Source organism: Microbacterium sp. Z12_35, assembly GCF_058310475.1.
The window spans coordinates 2202096-2217218 of record NZ_JBZEGJ010000001.1 but is presented as its reverse complement, the minus strand read 5'-3'; the positions used below and the strand labels follow the sequence as shown (position 1 = coordinate 2217218).

12 protein-coding genes are annotated in these 15123 nt (G+C 69.1%); 7 read left to right on the top strand and 5 right to left on the bottom strand.

Going from position 1 to position 15123, the window contains the following annotated elements; all coding sequences use genetic code 11:
* Positions 1-28: 28 nt before the first annotated feature.
* Complete coding sequence (gene radA, locus AC4FS1_RS10655) at positions 29-1393, bottom strand: DNA repair protein RadA (protein WP_491154856.1); 1365 nt, start codon at positions 1391-1393, stop codon at positions 29-31.
* A 57-nt stretch (positions 1394-1450) separates the two neighbouring features.
* On the opposite strand from radA, the gene AC4FS1_RS10650 reads away from it, so the two are divergent.
* The gene (locus AC4FS1_RS10650; protein WP_491154855.1) at positions 1451-1915 is read left to right on the top strand and encodes an SRPBCC domain-containing protein; all 465 of its coding nucleotides are present in this window, start codon (positions 1451-1453) and stop codon (positions 1913-1915) included.
* A gap of 9 nt (positions 1916-1924) precedes the next feature.
* On the opposite strand, the gene AC4FS1_RS10645 is transcribed toward AC4FS1_RS10650, so the two are convergent.
* Complete coding sequence (locus AC4FS1_RS10645) at positions 1925-3271, bottom strand: M20/M25/M40 family metallo-hydrolase (protein WP_491154853.1); 1347 nt, start codon at positions 3269-3271, stop codon at positions 1925-1927.
* Positions 3272-3372: 101 nt separating this feature from the next.
* Positions 3373-3987 (bottom strand): FMN-binding negative transcriptional regulator, encoded by a 615-nt coding sequence (locus AC4FS1_RS10640; RefSeq protein WP_491154851.1) that lies wholly within the window; start codon positions 3985-3987, stop codon positions 3373-3375.
* Positions 3988-4108: 121 nt separating this feature from the next.
* On the opposite strand from AC4FS1_RS10640, the gene AC4FS1_RS10635 reads away from it, so the two are divergent.
* From AC4FS1_RS10635 to AC4FS1_RS10625, 3 genes are read left to right on the top strand one after another with little or no spacing between them, the layout of a single operon-like run.
* Entirely contained in the window at positions 4109-5146 is a 1038-nt protein-coding gene (locus AC4FS1_RS10635) for a Gfo/Idh/MocA family protein (RefSeq protein ID WP_491154850.1), read from the top strand.
* The gene (locus AC4FS1_RS10630; RefSeq protein ID WP_491154848.1) at positions 5143-6003 is read left to right on the top strand and encodes a hypothetical protein; all 861 of its coding nucleotides are present in this window, start codon (positions 5143-5145) and stop codon (positions 6001-6003) included. The genes AC4FS1_RS10635 and AC4FS1_RS10630 overlap by 4 nt, the downstream gene beginning before the upstream one ends.
* 11 nt (positions 6004-6014) lie before the next feature.
* Positions 6015-7991 carry an aldo/keto reductase gene (locus AC4FS1_RS10625; protein ID WP_491154847.1) on the top strand — a complete coding sequence of 659 codons (1977 nt, stop codon included), beginning with the start codon at positions 6015-6017 and terminating at the stop codon, positions 7989-7991.
* 45 nt (positions 7992-8036) lie between these two features.
* Here the strand turns inward: AC4FS1_RS10625 and AC4FS1_RS10620 are convergent, their stop codons facing one another.
* Both AC4FS1_RS10620 and AC4FS1_RS10615 read right to left on the bottom strand, forming a co-directional pair.
* Positions 8037-9533 (bottom strand): aldehyde dehydrogenase family protein, encoded by a 1497-nt coding sequence (locus tag AC4FS1_RS10620; RefSeq protein WP_491154845.1) that lies wholly within the window; start codon positions 9531-9533, stop codon positions 8037-8039.
* A gap of 31 nt (positions 9534-9564) precedes the next feature.
* A complete protein-coding gene (locus tag AC4FS1_RS10615; protein WP_491154843.1) occupies positions 9565-11181 on the bottom strand; it encodes a thiamine pyrophosphate-binding protein in 1617 nt (538 codons plus the stop codon).
* Positions 11182-11437: 256 nt separating this feature from the next.
* Here AC4FS1_RS10615 and AC4FS1_RS10610 point away from each other — a divergent pair, with 256 nt between their 5' ends.
* From AC4FS1_RS10610 to AC4FS1_RS10600, 3 genes are read left to right on the top strand one after another with little or no spacing between them, the layout of a single operon-like run.
* Positions 11438-12382, top strand: coding sequence for an ABC transporter permease (locus tag AC4FS1_RS10610; protein WP_491154842.1), 945 nt, complete (start codon positions 11438-11440; stop codon positions 12380-12382).
* A complete protein-coding gene (locus AC4FS1_RS10605; RefSeq protein ID WP_491154841.1) occupies positions 12379-14208 on the top strand; it encodes a dipeptide/oligopeptide/nickel ABC transporter permease/ATP-binding protein in 1830 nt (609 codons plus the stop codon). Before AC4FS1_RS10610 ends, AC4FS1_RS10605 begins: the two co-directional genes overlap by 4 nt.
* Entirely contained in the window at positions 14205-15038 is an 834-nt protein-coding gene (locus AC4FS1_RS10600; protein ID WP_491154840.1) for an ATP-binding cassette domain-containing protein, read from the top strand. Before AC4FS1_RS10605 ends, AC4FS1_RS10600 begins: the two co-directional genes overlap by 4 nt.
* The last annotated feature ends 85 nt before the right edge of the window (positions 15039-15123 follow it).

Sequence of the window (15123 nt, the reverse complement as noted above, 5' to 3'; positions counted from 1 at the left end):
CCCGGCCGCTGATCGACCGGGGGCGAGGTCAGAACTCGGGAAGGTCTTTCGGGTCGACAGGGTGTCGCACCGGGAGGTCGCGCAGCGCCCGATCGATCGACCGGGAGCCCGCGTAGAGCACCAGCTGGTAGCCGAGACGGGATGCTTCGTTCGCACGCTGAGCGGATTGGGTGACCGGCCGGATCTCGCCCGTCAGCGTCAGCTCGCCGATCGCGACGGTCCGGTGAGAGATGGTGCGGTCGCGGACCGCGTTGGCGACGGCGATCGCGATCGCCAAGTCGGCGGCGGGTTCGCTGAGCCGCACCCCGCCCACGGTCGACACGTAGACGTCCTTGTCTGACACCTTGATGCCGGCACGCCGCTCCAGCACGGCGAGCACCATCGCCACGCGGGCAGAGTCCACGCCGTTGACGATCCGGCGCGGGTTGGGCGCCGTCGAGTCGATCGTCAGCGCCTGCACCTCCACGGGAAGCGCCCGGCGGCCCTCGAGGGCGATGGTCACGCACGTGCCCGGGACAGGATCGCCGTGGCCGAGGAAGAGCGCGCTGGGGTCGGGAACCTCGGCGATCCCCGCGCCGGTCATGTCGAAGCATCCCACTTCGTCGGTCGGGCCGAACCGGTTCTTCAGCGCGCGCACGAACCGCAGCGACGTCTGACGATCGCCCTCGAAGTGGCAGACCACATCGACGAGGTGCTCGAGGATACGGGGGCCGGCGATGGAGCCGTCTTTGGTGACGTGACCGACGATGATGACCGGAAGCGACCGCTCCTTCGCGACACGGATGAGAGTCGAGGCCACTTCGCGCACCTGACTGGGCTGGCCCGCGGCCCCGTCGCTGAGCGCTGAGGACACCGTCTGGACCGAGTCGACGATCAGCAGCTCGGGCTGAACAGCGTCGATGTGCCCCAGGATGGTCGCGAGATCGGTCTCGGCCGCCAGATAGAGCTCATCGTGGAGCGCGCCGGTGCGCTCGGCCCGGAGGCGGACTTGCGCGGTGGACTCTTCCGCGCTCGCGTACAAGACGCGTCGCCCGGCCCGGGCGCTCTGCGCGGCGACTTCGAGCAGCAGGGTGGACTTGCCGACGCCGGGTTCGCCGCTGAGGAGGATCGCCGCCCCCGGCACCACACCGCCGCCGAGGACGCGGTCGAACTCGCCGACGCCGCTGGTGCGCCGCGGCGCATCCTGCGTGTCGATCGCGGTGATCGGGCGCGCCGCGCGAGCGGCGCCGGGCGCGATCGGGGTCAGGCTGCGGCTGATGCCGGTCTGCTCGGCGGCTTCGACCACGGTGCCCCACTGCTGGCATTCGCCGCAGCGGCCGGCCCACTTCAGGGTCGTCCACCCGCACTCCGTGCACCGGTAGGAGGCGGCGGTCACGGTCTTTCGGGCGGGCATGGGTTCAGGCTACGCGTGCCCGCCGACATCGCCGGTTCCGCGGCGTAGCGTGTCGCCATGCGCGCCGACCGGGCCACCCGCCACATCACCGCCGACCCCGACCGCGTGTTCCGTGCGTTCACCGATCCCGACCTCTTCGTCGCGTGGATCCCGCCGGAGGGCATGAGCGGCCGGCTCGAGGAATTCGATGCCGAGCGCGGGTACCGGATGGTGCTCACGTACGACCGTCCGCCCGAGGGAGGGGGCAAGTCGTCGCCCGACACCGACCTCGCCGTCGTCCGCCGGGTGGCGGTCGAGACGCCCCGGCGTCTGGTGGAGGAGGTGGATTTCCCCTCCGCTGATCAGGGCTTCGCCGGCACGATGCGGATGACCTGGATCTTCCAGCCGGAGGCGACCGGCACCCTGGTGTCCGTGGAGGCTACCGAGGTGCCGGACGGAATCGACCAGGACGTGCACGTGGGGGCGATGATCTCGTCGCTGGCGCAGCTGGCCCGGGCCGTGGAGCACCGGCCCGCCGGATAGGCGGCGGTCTCAGAGCCGCGCGAGGAGTTCGCTGTAGAAGGTCAGGCCTTCGGTGAAGGACGACAATCGCAGCCGCTCATCGACGGCGTGGATGCTGCGCCGTTCCGCCAACGTCATCGCGTACGGGTTGAATCGGTAGACGTGGTCGCTGATGGCGCTGTAGTTGCGGCTGTCCGTCCCGCCGTTGTTCACATAGGGCACCACGAGGACCTCGCCGTACACGGCCGTGATCGCCGCTTCCAGTCGTTCCCAGACCGGGCCGTCCGCTCGCGCGGGAGGGACCGGATCGAGGCACTGCACGACCTCGAAGAGCGCGCCGGTGTCGGCGACGGCGGCTCTCACCCTGTCCACCATGTCCGTTGCGCGGTGGCCGACGGCGACACGGACGTTCACCACGGCGCTCGCGCGCTCGGGCACCGCGTTGGGCGCTTCTCCTGCGCTGAGCATCGTCGCGAGGGATGCCGAGTGGACCATCGCATGGGCGTCGCGGCTGACGGAGGCGAACTCGGCGATGGCGGCATCTTCGTCCGTATCCAGCATCTCCGCGGCGCGGCGCACCGGGCCGGTCGCGACCGGGCCGATGGTGGCGATCATCCGTCGTGTGACGTCATTGAGCACCGGAACGCTGCCGGCGTCGTCGATCGCGGTGAGCGCATGCGCCAGTCGCGTGGTGGATGTCACCTCCGGTGGCACGGAGGCGTGGCCACCCGGCGCCGTGAAGGTCAGCCGGATCGTCGCGGTCCCCTTCTCGCTCACGCCGACGTAGACGACATCGTCCGGGACGCCCGGAAAGATGCTCTCGCCCACGATGCCGCCTTCGTCCAGGACGAATCCCGGCCGAATGCCCCGCGCCTGCAGCAGGGCGACGATCGCGGGCGTGGCGTCGCCGAGGATCTCTTCGTTGTGGCTGAGGGCGACGTAGATGTCGTTACTCGGGGTATGACCGCTGCGGAGCGCGGCTTCGACGGCTTCGAGGATCCCCACGAGTGACGCCTTGTCGTCGATGACGCCCCGGCCGACGACGGTCGCTTCGTCGCCGCTCCCGACCACGTCGGCCGCGAACGGCGGCGTGCTCCAGCCCTCGTCGCTCGCACCGACGACGTCGTAGTGCGCCATCAGAACCGAGGGCGCCCCCTCCTCGGTCCCCCGCCAGCGGAAGAGCAGGGAATGCCCCTTCACGACCTCCCGCTCGAGGGTGGCGTGCAGGGTGGGGTAGAGCTCGGGGAGGACACGCAGGAACTCGTCGAACGGAGCCCAGTCCACGTCGGCAGAGTCCAGACGAGACATCGTGGGGATCCGCACGAGCTTTCGGTAGTTCACGATGGCGCTCGCGGGCTCGGGAGAGGCATGATCCATGGCGCCAGTTTACGCATCGGCCGGATGTTATTGCGCAACGATTTGTCCGGTTCGGACGGGCCTGCTTCCGGCCCGGAAGAGCCGACGGCGCGGCGGAGCGGTCAGCGGTGGATGCGACGCATTTCGGCTGCCAGCGCCGGGTTCGCGTACGGTCCGGTTCCTTCGAGTCCGGAGAGGACTCCCTGAATGTCGTCGCTCGACTTGTTCTGACTGAGCTTGAGGCGGGCGTCGAAGCGCGTGATCGGAATGCGGACGCCGATGGTTCCCCGCGCCATCCCCTGAGCGAAGTCGAGATCCTGCGAGAGACCGCGGGGGTCGGCCACCGGCTCCTCGAAGTGATCCACGAGCCGGTTCAGAGATCGGAAGTTGTCTTCCGGCGACAGGATCTCGGGCCTGCCGTACAGGTGCGCCGTCACGTGATTCCACGTGGGGATGAATCCGCCGGACGGGTACCAGCTCGGAGAGATGTAGCCGTGGGGGCCCTGCACGATGATCAGCACCTCTTGGCGCCCGAGCTCGTGGAGCTCCTCGTCCGGCCTGCCCACATGACTGAGGAGGGTGATGGAGTCGTCCCCGCTCTCCTCGAGGAGGGCGGGGTAGTGGGAAGCGACGACCGAGCCGCCGACGGGCGAGACGATCGTCACCCACGGGTTCTCCTGGACGAGGCGCTTGACCTCCGCGACGTCCTCGAGCATGAAGTGCGGTGTGTGCTTCATCAGGTCCCCTTTTTCGCCGATCCACGGCGCTGCGATCATTCTCGCACGCAACAACATTAGGCGCATTGTGTAAAGTTGTGCGTTGTAATGCGTTCCACGAGGGCGGATCGGAGGGTCACGATTGCCAGCACTCGGCGTGGGCATCGTGGGATCCGGCTCGGTCGTCAGAGGAATTCACCTTCCGACGCTGGCAAGGATCCCGGAGCTGTTCGAGGTGCGCCACATCACGGATGTGGATTCTCGTGCTGTCCGCTCCGTGGCGGAATCCGCGGCGGCGCGCTGGTCGACCTCGATCGACGACCTCCTCTCTGACGACGACGTGGATGTCGTGGCCGTCTGCAGCCCGCACCGCTTCCACGCCGAGCACGTCATCGCGGCGTGCGAAGCGGGGAAGGCGGCGGTGCTCTGCGAGAAGCCGTTCGCCACGAGCGCCGACGAAGCCGAGCGCATCGCCGAGAGTTCGCGACGGACGGGCGTCCCCGTGGTGGTGGGAGCAATGCACACCTACGACCCGGCATGGACCTGGGCCAGAGCCGAGTGGGAGAACCTCCCCGACGATGTCCGGCTGGTGCGATCGAGCATCGTGCTGCCCACGAATGACAGGTTCGAGGGGTGGAGCACGGAAGTGCCCCACCCGACCGAGATCCCGAGCCGGGACGTCGGCTCGCCCGAGGCGCGGGCCGCCGCGATCTCGGCGCGACTGCTGGGGCTGGCGATCCACGACCTCCCGCTTGTACGCACATTCCTCCCGCAGTGGCGCGACCTGGAGGTCATCTCGGCGCAGCTGCTGCATCCAGTGGGATATGCGGTGCTGCTACGCGCAGGCGACCGCCTCGCGCAGATCGTGGGCTCGTTCCGCTCGCATTGGGCGCCCGAGTGGGAGTTCGAGGCGGTCGGTTCGGACGCCGCACTCGCCATCACCTTTCCGCCGTCGTACGTCCACGCCGGATCAGCCACGGCATGCCTCCGTCGGGCCGGCGAGCGGCGGGTGTCGGGCGATGACGAGGCGAACGGATATGAGCGCGAGTGGAGCCGTGTCCACGACCTGGCGACCGGTTCGATCTTCGACCCGGCCGAGCTGGACGTGCTTGTGGATGACTTGTGCTTCGCGGTGATGGTGGCCGACCGGGCCGGCGCGTACGTGGAGGCCGCCGCGTGAGTGGTGACGCCCCCGTCTTCGTGCGGATCGACGGGGCCGCCGAGATCCGCGAGCGCATCGCGGCGACCCTGGCGAGCCTGCCCCTGTCGTTTTGTGTGCGACCGGATGGCGACGTGGTGGCTCTGGACGGAGCGGCCGACTGGCCTCGCCGAGCGATCGCGGCGATCACGGCCGGCGCCGCCGCGGTGTTCGTCTCGGACCCGGCCCCGGCGTCGGACGTCGAAGGCCTATGCGTGGCGGCCGAGCGGGCAGGCACCGCGTTGCGTCTGGGGCGCGGATGGAGGGACGACCCCGCCGTCGACGGCTTCGCCACGACGGTGGCGGGCCTGACCGACGCGGTCGTTCTCGCCGATGCCCACGCCGTGGTGCCGCGCGCGTCATCGCTGCGCGACACGCTTGCCGCACAGCTCGATGTCGCGGCCCGAGCCCTCGGGCGCCACGTCCGAATCACCCGGATCAGTGCGACCGCGGACGCCTACAGCGCTTCGGGGTACATCGGTCGACCGGAGACGCCCGCGCCCCTGGTCCTGTCGGCGGTGCGCTCGCAGGTTTCCGACGCGAGCATCCGGATCCGCCGCTTGTCGCACCGCGGTCGCGCGGCGCTGCACCTGTACGGCGGACGGTCGGCGCGACCCGCGCTCGCCGTGATCGGTGACGAGGGCGCTGAGCGCCTCCTCCCCACCATCTACGAGACCGGCCACCGCGCCGCGTGGCGAGCGCTGCGCGCCGACCTCCGGCTCGGGCGCGTGGACACCGGCGCGGTCCGAGAATTCGGCGTCGCGTCGGAACACGCCGACGACCTGCTGAACCACACCGGGCGCACGCCCGAGACGAACGAGGGCGAGAACCCGAAATGACGGAGGACACGATGACAGAAGACGTACTGGGCTGGGGAATCATCGGACCGGGCACGATCGCGCGGAGCTTCGCGCGCGAGCTGCCCCTGAGCCGCCGCGGGAGGCTGGTCGCCGTGGCCAGCCGTGACGGTGACCGCGCGAAGCAGTTCGCCGACGAATTCGGCGCGGACCGCAGCTACGCCGACTACGAGGAGTTGCTCCGCGACCCCGACGTGGATGCCGTCTACATCGCGACGGTCCACACGTCGCATCCCCAGTGGGCCATCAAGGCTGCGGAGGCGGGCAAGCACGTGCTGTGCGAGAAGCCCCTCTCCCCGAACGCGCCGTTCACGATGGCGATCATCGAAGCAGCCCGCCGCAACGGTGTGGCCCTGCTCGAGGGCTTCATGTACCGCTTCCACCCGCAGACCGCGCGCCTGCTCGACCTGGTGCGCGAGGGAGCGATCGGTCAGATCACGCACGTCGAGGCATCCTTCTCCTTCCACACTCCGGCCATGACCGGCCGCCTTCTCGACGCCGACCTCGCCGGCGGCGGCATTCTCGACGTGGGCGGGTACCCCTTGTCGCTGGCCCGTGCGATCGCGATTGCAGCGGGCGAGTCGCCCGAACCCACGGCGTTTGCCGCGGCGGGCACCGTCGGATCGACCGGAGTGGACGAGTGGGCCACCGCCACCGTCGGTTTCGGTGCCATCTCCGCACACCTGACGACCGGCGTGAAGCTGCGCGAGCCGCACCGTGTGCGGGTGGTCGGCAGCGGCGGCACGATCACTGTGCCCGCGCCGTGGGTCCCGAGCCCCGAAGAGGGCTCGGTGATCGTGGTGTCCCGGACGGGCGCACCGGTCGAGGAGGTCCACATCCCACCCGCGGCCGCATACGCGTGGGAGGCGGACGCGCTCGCAGAGGCGGCGTCGAACGGATCCGGTCAGGCTCCGGAGATGCCGTGGAGCGAATCGCAGGGCGTCGCCGATCTGCAGCAGCGCTGGCGGGATGCCCTCGGCCTGCAGTACCCCTTCGAGCGCAGCGATGCGCCCATGCCCCCGGTGAGCGGCCGGGTGCGGCCCGCCCGCCGGGGTGTGATGTCGTACGGCCGGGTGCCCGGGGTGGACAAAGACATCTCCCGCCTGGTCATGGGCGTGGACAACCAGCGGACCCTCGCGCAGGCCACCGTGATGTTCGACGACTATGTCGAGCAGGGCGGCAACACCTTCGACACCGCCTACGAGTATGGCCGGGGCATCATGGAGACCCTGCTGGGTCAGTGGATGCGCAATCGCGGCAACCGGGACGAGCTGGTGGTGATTGCGAAGGGTGCGCACACGCCGAACTGCAACCCCGCGGCGGTCACGACCGAGCTGATGACGAGCCTCGACCGGCTCCAGACTGATCACGCCGATCTCTACTTCCTGCACCGGGACAACCTCGAGGTGCCCGTGGGGGAGTTCGTCGACGTGCTGGATGAGCACTATCGGGCGGGGCGGATCCGGGCCTTCGGCGGATCGAACTGGAGCATCGAGCGCATCGATGAGGCCAACGCGTACGCCGCCGCGCACGGCAAGCAGGGGTTCACCCTGCTCAGCAATCACTTCGGACTCGCCGAGGCGTACGACCTGCCCTGGGCGGGGTGCCGTCACGCGACCGACCCCGCGTCGAAGCAGTGGCTGGAGCGGACGCAGACCGCGCTCTTCCCGTGGTCTTCGCAGGCACGTGGGTTCTTCAGCCGCGGGAACAAGGCCGACCTCTCGGATCCCCAGCTCGTGCGGTGCTACTACGGTGACGGCAACTTCGAGCGTCAGCGGCGTGCCCGCGAACTCGGCGACACCCGCGGAGTGCAGGCGACGGCGATCGCGCTGGCGTACGTGCTCCAGCAGCCGTTCCCCACGTTCCCGCTGTTCGGTCCGCGCACGCTCACCGAAACGCGCACCTCGATGGATGCGCTCGGTATCGAGCTGACGCCCGAAGAGGTGCGCTGGCTGGATCTGCGCGAGTGATGCGCGCCGCCCCCGCGCGCCGGACGGCGCGCGGGGGCGGGGGCGTCATACAGGCCAGGTCGCGCTCTCGCCCGCGCGGCTGATCCGCTGCGGGACCCCCCACGGGTTCGCGCTCTGAATCGGTGCGGGCAGGAGCTCTTCTGGAGCGTCCTGCCAGGTCGAGGGGCGCATGAAGCGACGTACCGCAAGCGGGCCGACCGAGGTCGACACGGAGGAGTCGTTGGTGGAGGCCGGCCAGGGGCCACCGTGCTGCTGCGCCCACGTGATGTGCACATCCATCGGCCAGGCGTCGAAGACCACGCGCCCCGCCCGTGACTGCATCGTGACGGCGAGCGCGCGCAATTGCTCGAGGTCGTCGGAGGTGGCGCGCATGATCGTCGAGGTGAGGTTGCCGGTGAAGACCTGCGCGAGGGCGCCGGCGATCTGCGCGAGTTCGTCGTACTCGACGACGAGACCGAGTGGACCGAATGCCTCTTCGCCGAGCGCGGGCTCCCGCACGAGCGTGTCGATGTCGGTGGCGATCACCGTCGGCTTCGCCCAGCCGTTGGCGTCTTCATCAGCCCGGTAGCCGCCCGGAGCGATGACACGGATGCCGTCGATCCCGGAGATATCGGCGCGTCGCTCCGCGAAGGCGGTCCCGATACCGGGGTGAAGGAGGCGGTGTTCGTCCGTGACCTCGGCCGCCGCCACGAATTCGGCGTCGAAGTCGAAGCCGCGCGGAACCAGGAGCACGCCGGGCTTCGTGCACACCTGTCCGGCCGACCAGCTGAACGCCTCCACGAAGCCGCGAGCGATGTCCGCTCCGCGCTCCGCGGCTGCGGCGGGGGTGACGACGACGGGGTTCACGCTTCCGAGCTCACCGAAGAACGGGATCGGACGCGGACGATCGGCCGCGATGCGCGCGAGATACGTCCCGGCCCGGACGGATCCCGTGAAGCTCGCCGCCTGAACGCTCTCATGCCGCAGGAGGAACAGCCCCGCCTCCTGACCGAAGACGACCTGCACCGAATGTTCCGGCAGCCCTGCTCCGGTGAGGGCCGCGGTGAGGAGCTGGAACGTGCGCAGCGACGTCTCCGGGTGGCCCGGGTGCGCCTTGACGATCACGGGGCATCCCGCGGCCAGCGCCGAGACGGTGTCGACGCCGGCGACGGAGAAGGCGAAGGGGAAGTTGCTCGCGGCGAAATTCAGCACCGGCCCCACCGGTGCCAGGTAGCGACGCAGGTCCGGCCGGGGGCCGAGGCCGTAATCCTCATCGGCCTCATCGATCCGGGCGTCGAAGAACTCGCCACCCTGAACGGCGGCGGCGTGGATCTTCAACTGGACGGCGGCCTGCGTGACCTCGCCGGAGAGCCGCTCCAGCCCGAGGCCGGTCTCCACCGCAGCGATCGCGGCGAGCTCGTCCCGGTGCGACTCGAGCGCGTGGGCGGCCGCGGTCAGCGCTGCGGCGCGGAGGGAGGGCGCGGTGAGGGCCAGCGGTGCGGCCGCCGCCTCGGCGCGCGCGACGATCCGCTCCAGCTCGGTCTGCTCGGTGTCCGTGATCATCGTTGCCTGCTTCCGGATGGGGTCGAGAAGGTCAAATGTCGATGAGATGCCAGGGGCTCGGGAACTCGCCCACAGCGACCTCGATGAGCTGCGGGCGCCCCGACCGCGTCGCTCCGGCGATCGCCTCGCCGAGGTCGGCTGCCCCGTGCACGCGCGTCGCCTCGATGCCGAAAGCACGGGCGAGCTCGACATAGTCCGGGTTCACCAGGTCGGTCGCGATGTGGTGTGCGTCGAAGTTCTCACGCTGCATGCGGTGCACGTTGAAGAAGTAGCCGTCGTTGAAGACGACGATGGTGAGGGGGATGCCGTACTTCTTCGCGGTGGACAGTTCCGAGAGCGTCCAGGAGAAGCCGCCGTCGCCGTTGATCGACACCACGGGCGACGAGCCGGCGGCGACCTGGGCGCCGAGCGCGGTGGCGAAGCCGTAGCCCAGCGTGCCCTGATACCCCGGGGAGATGAAACCCCGCTGGCGATGGGTCGGAAAGGCGATGCTCGCCACGTACCCCACCTGGGTGTACTCGCTGACGAGCACACCGTCGTCGGGCAGCGCGGCCCGGATGGCGGCGAGGTACTCCATCTGCGGTGCGATGCTCTGGAACTGCTGCCTCGTCCAGTCGGCGATCTGCGCGGGAATGTCGCCCCACTCGAAGTCGGGACGTACGTCGGAGGCGTCGAGCTCCGCGAGGAGGGATTCGGCGGCGAGCGCCGCGTCGGAATACAGGCCGACGTCCACGGGGCGAGGAAACCGGAACGTTCCTTGATCGACGTTGATCATGACCAGGGGTGCGTCCCCCATCTCGGATGCGCCGCCATCCCCGCTGCCCAGGCGCGTGCCGAACGCGATCACGAGATCGGCCTCCGCACTGAAGCGGCGGAGCGCGAGGGGATCGAAGACGAGCGGATGCCGCGAATCCAGGACGCCTCGCCCGTTGCGGGTGGTCACGATCGGGATGCCCAGGGCTTCGGCCAGAGCGAGGAGGGGGGTTCCGGCGTCGGATGCCAGGGCTCCGCCGCCGGCGTACAGGAAGGGGCGGCGGGACTGGGTGATCAGCTCCGCGATGTGGCGGATCGTGCCGGGGTCGGGGGAGATGCGGTGCGGAGTGCGAGGAGAGCCGGCCGACACCGTGGTCGTCGCGCGCATGACGTCCGGCGGCACCTCCAGGGCGACCGGGCGCGGATGCCCGGAACGCAGCTGGAAGAAGGCCTCGTGCACCAGCTCCGGCACCTCGTCCGGGTGGCGGGCGATTGCCGACCACTTGGTCAAGGAGGACAGCAGCTCGCTCTGCCCGGGGATCTCGTGCAGGGCGCCCAGCCCCCGGCCCCGCATCGAGGACTCGATGGACCCGGCGATCAGGAGCACCGGAGAGGAGCACGCGTACGCGGTCGCTAAACCTGCCCCGGCATTGAGCACGCCGGGACCGGGAACCACCATGGCCACGCCCGGCTTGCCGGAGACCCGCGCGTAGCCGTCGGCCATGTAGGTTGCCGACTGCTCGTGGCGGACGGCCAGGAAGCCGATGTCCTCGCGCTGTTGGTACATCGCCTCCATGACCGGGTCAAGCTGAATGCCCGGGAGGCCGAAGACGGTGGACACGCCCTCACTGCGGAGGGCGGAGACGAGCAGATCGCCGCCGGTGAAGGGGGGCATACGTGACCTTTCGCGACGCGGCGGCGCGAGGACGTGCCACTCTCGGACGGAACACAAGCCTAGCGCAACACATTGCTTAGCGTTGCGCTGCGGCTCCACAAAAGGTAGCGTGCTCGACGGCGGGTGGAAGTTCCGAATCTGTCGGGACTAACCGCGCGTTTATCGCCTCAGAGACGAAACGTGTCTGAAACTTGAATGCGATGGAATAGCGCAACGTAGCGCAACGGCGCTCGCGCCGAAGAACTTGGGAGAGTCAGTGGTAGGGATCATCCTCAGACGGATCGCGCTCGCGATTCCGGTCCTCTTCGTGATGACCGCGCTCACCTTCGTGCTGGCCTCTATGGTGCCCGGAGACGCGGCCACCACGATCCTCGGTGAGAACGCGACGCCGGAGCGTATCGAGGCGTTGAATGAGGAGTTGGGGCTCAATCGTCCCATCTGGGAGCAGTACTTCGACTGGCTGGCCGGCATCTTCCGCGGAGACCTCGGGGTCTCGCTGTACACGGGCGAGTCGATCGTGCGGACGCTCGACCAGCGCATCTGGCCGACCCTCGCACTGGCGGTACTCTCGACCTTCGTCGCCGCCGTTGTGGGCATCGCGTTCGGCGCCTACGCCGCGGTCCGCAAGGGGTGGGCCGCACGCGTGCTGGATTCCATCGGCATGCTGGGCATCTCACTGCCCAACTTCTGGGTCGCTCTCGTCCTCATCGTGTTCTTCGCGGGGACGCTGAAGATCCTCCCCTCGGTGGGGTATGTGGACCCGACGGTCTCGGTGAGCGAGTGGCTCCTGCACCTCGTGATGCCGGTGATGGCCCTCTCCTTCGCGGGCCTCGCGCTCATCGCCAAGCAGGCCCGCGAATCGATGGCGGAGGCGCTGAGCCGCGACTTCATGCGCTTCATGCAGGCCAACGGCATGCCGCCGCGCACGCTGATCCTCAAGTACGGGCTCCGCTATGCCGCGATCCCCATCCTGTCGGCCGTCTCGGCGACGTTCGTGACCCAGATCGGCGGCACCGTCGTCCTCGAGTCCGTATTCGCTATCCCCGGCATGGGGTCCCTGGTGGCCAGGGCCACGCTCAACCACGACCTCGCCGTGCTGCAGGGGGCCGTGCTCGCATTCACCGTGATCATCCTGATCGCCAACGTCCTCACCGACGTTCTGTACTCGTTGCTCAACCCCAAAGTGAGGGCACTCGCATGAGTCTTGCCAAGCCTTCCACCACGGTCGCCGTCGCCATCGCGACCCGTCGTCGACCGCGGACGCGCCGGCCGTCGGTCGGGCTCATCCTGGCGGTGGCCTGGCTGGTGCTCGTTGTCGCCGCAGCCGTGCTGGCGCCCGTCATCGCCCCCTACTCCCCGCTGGAGAACGACCTGGCCAACGGGTCGCAGGGTCCGACAGCGGCCCACTGGCTGGGAACGGACCAGCTCGGCCGGGACGTGCTGTCGCGCCTGATGTTCGGCGCGGGACCGACCCTGATCGCCGTGGCCGCGTCCGTCGTGGTCTACGTCGTGCTGGGCCTCATCTTCGGTCTCCTCGCCGGGTACTTCAGCAACTGGACCGATCGCGTGGTCATGGCAGTCGTCAGCATCGTCATCGCACTGCCGAACATCATCGTGCTCTTCGTGGTGCTCTCGGTGTACCGCGGCAACACGTTCCTGGCGATGATCGTGTTCGGGGCACTCGCCTCGCCCGTGCTGGTGCTCATGGTCCGGGCGAGCGCGATCGCGGTGCGCAATGAGCTGTTCGTCGACGCCGCACGGGTCTCGGGGCTGTCGCCGCTGTACATCATCTTCTCCCACGTCCTTCCGCGCTCGCGCGGCGTGATCATCGTCCAGGCCGGAGTCTTCGCCGCGCAGGCCCTGATCGTGGAGAGTGCGCTCAGCTTCCTCGGCTTCGGCGTGCAGATCCCCGACCCGAGCTGGGGAAACATGATCGCCCAGGCAGCCCAGGTGATCGCTTCCACCCCGTGGATGCTGTTCCCCTCCGGGCTGGTCATCGCGCTGACCGCTCTGGCGTTCGGGGTGATCGGCGACTCGGTGCGCGACGCCAGCTCCCTGGGCTGGGGGCAGTCGAAGCTGACAAAGGCGCCGTCCCGCGCCCGCAGCGTCCCCCAGCCGGAGGGTGCTTCGGCCCCCGCGGACGATGTGCTCCTCTCCGTGCGCGGGCTGGATGTGGGCTACCGCTCGGGAGACGAGATCCTGCCGATCGTGCGGGAAGCGTCCTTCGACATCCGCCGCGGCGAGACACTCGGCGTCGCCGGCGAGTCCGGCTCGGGCAAGACGACGGTGGCCTTCGGCATCCTCGGCGTCGTCGGTGAGGGCGCGGTCGTTACCGCCGGATCGGTGCGATTCGACGGCACCGAGCTCGTCGGGCAGACCGAGAGCGTGCTGTCGAAGTACCGCGGCAAGCGCATCGCCTACGTCGCGCAGGAGCCCATGGTCGCGCTCGGGCCGAACCACCGCGTCGGCGACCAGCTGCGCGAGGCCGTCCGGCTCAACGACGGGGTGGACAAGGCCCAGGCGGGCGAGCGAGTGATCGAGCTTCTCCGCCTCACCGAGCTTCCCGACCCGGAGTCGGTGGCGAGGAGGTATCTGCACGAACTCTCGGGTGGCATGGCGCAGCGCGTGTCGATCGCCTTCGCCCTCGCCGGCCGTCCCGAACTGCTCGTGGCGGACGAGCCGACGACGGCGCTGGATGTCACCGTGCAGGCGGGCATCCTCGGTCTCCTGCGTCGTCTGCAGCAGCAGACCGGCATGTCCCTTCTGCTGATCACCCATGACTGGGGCGTGATCGCCGACCTCTGCGATCGCGTGATGGTCATGTACAAGGGCGAGATCGTCGAGACGGGTGACACCGCCGACATCTTCGCCAGGCCTCAGCATCCGTACACCGAGGCTCTGCTCAAGTCGAACCCGCACGGGGCCGTGCCCGGTAAGGAACTGCCCGTCATCGAGGGGTCCTTCCTCACCCCGATCATGGAGCGCGAGCAAGCCAGGGCCGCCGAGCAGGAAAAGGTGACGACGTGACCACGCCACTGTTGACCGTTGAGAACCTGGATGTGACCTACGGATCGGGCCGGAAGGCATTCCGGGCGGTGGAAGACGTCAGCTTCTCCGTCGGGGTGGGCGAGACGCTCGGGATCGTCGGGGAATCAGGGTCGGGTAAATCCTCCGTGGGCCGAGCGATCCTCGGACTCGCGCGGCCATCGAGCGGACGCATCCTCTTCGAGGGCAAGGACATCACGCACATCGGCAGGCGCGAGCGTCGCGCGATCAGCACCGACTTGCAGGTGGTGTTCCAGGATCCCCGGAGCTCGCTCAACGAGGCCAAGAAAGTCGGTCAGATCCTCATCGAGCCGCTGGTGGCGAATCGCATCATGAAGCGCTCCGTCGCGATCGACCGAGCGGAGGAACTCCTCACCCGCGTCGGGCTGGCCGCCTCCGCCATGGACCGGATGCCGGGGAGCTTCTCCGGCGGGCAGAAGCAGCGGATCGCCATCGCTCGCGCGCTGATGGCAAGCCCAAAACTCGTGATCTGCGACGAGCCGGTCTCAGCGCTGGATCTGTCGGTGCAGGCGCAGATCACCAACCTGTTCCGCGCCATCCAGGCCGAGACCGGAATCTCCTACCTGTTCATCGCCCACGATCTGTCCATCGTGCGCCTCCTGTCCCAGCGGGTCGCCGTCATGAGTCGCGGTCGGGTCGTGGAGCAGGGAGTGACCGAGGACGTCTACACCCGCCCGAAAGAGCTGTACACGCAGCGGCTGCTCGCCGCTGAGCCGTACCCGGATCCCGAAGTACAGCGGGAACGGCGCCGCGTCTGGGAGACGCTGGCCCCTCCTGTCCCCGCGACCTGACAGCACCACGAGCACCGAAGGGAGGTTCGGTACCTCGTTCTCACACCCCCGTCGCCCGCCGGGCGCCGATCACAATCACATGGAG

What these genes read in the sequence shown, in the direction of transcription:
- radA (WP_491154856.1), bottom strand. Translation starts at nt 1,393, where the DNA reads ATGCCCGCCCGAAAGACCGTGACCGCCGCCTCCTACCGGTGCACGGAG.
- AC4FS1_RS10650 (WP_491154855.1), top strand. Translation starts at nt 1,451, where the DNA reads ATGCGCGCCGACCGGGCCACCCGCCACATCACCGCCGACCCCGACCGC.
- AC4FS1_RS10645 (WP_491154853.1), bottom strand. Translation starts at nt 3,271, where the DNA reads ATGGATCATGCCTCTCCCGAGCCCGCGAGCGCCATCGTGAACTACCGA.
- AC4FS1_RS10640 (WP_491154851.1), bottom strand. Translation starts at nt 3,987, where the DNA reads ATGAAGCACACACCGCACTTCATGCTCGAGGACGTCGCGGAGGTCAAG.
- AC4FS1_RS10625 (WP_491154847.1), top strand. Translation starts at nt 6,015, where the DNA reads ATGACAGAAGACGTACTGGGCTGGGGAATCATCGGACCGGGCACGATC.
- AC4FS1_RS10620 (WP_491154845.1), bottom strand. Translation starts at nt 9,533, where the DNA reads ATGATCACGGACACCGAGCAGACCGAGCTGGAGCGGATCGTCGCGCGC.
- AC4FS1_RS10615 (WP_491154843.1), bottom strand. Translation starts at nt 11,181, where the DNA reads ATGCCCCCCTTCACCGGCGGCGATCTGCTCGTCTCCGCCCTCCGCAGT.
- AC4FS1_RS10605 (WP_491154841.1), top strand. Translation starts at nt 12,379, where the DNA reads ATGAGTCTTGCCAAGCCTTCCACCACGGTCGCCGTCGCCATCGCGACC.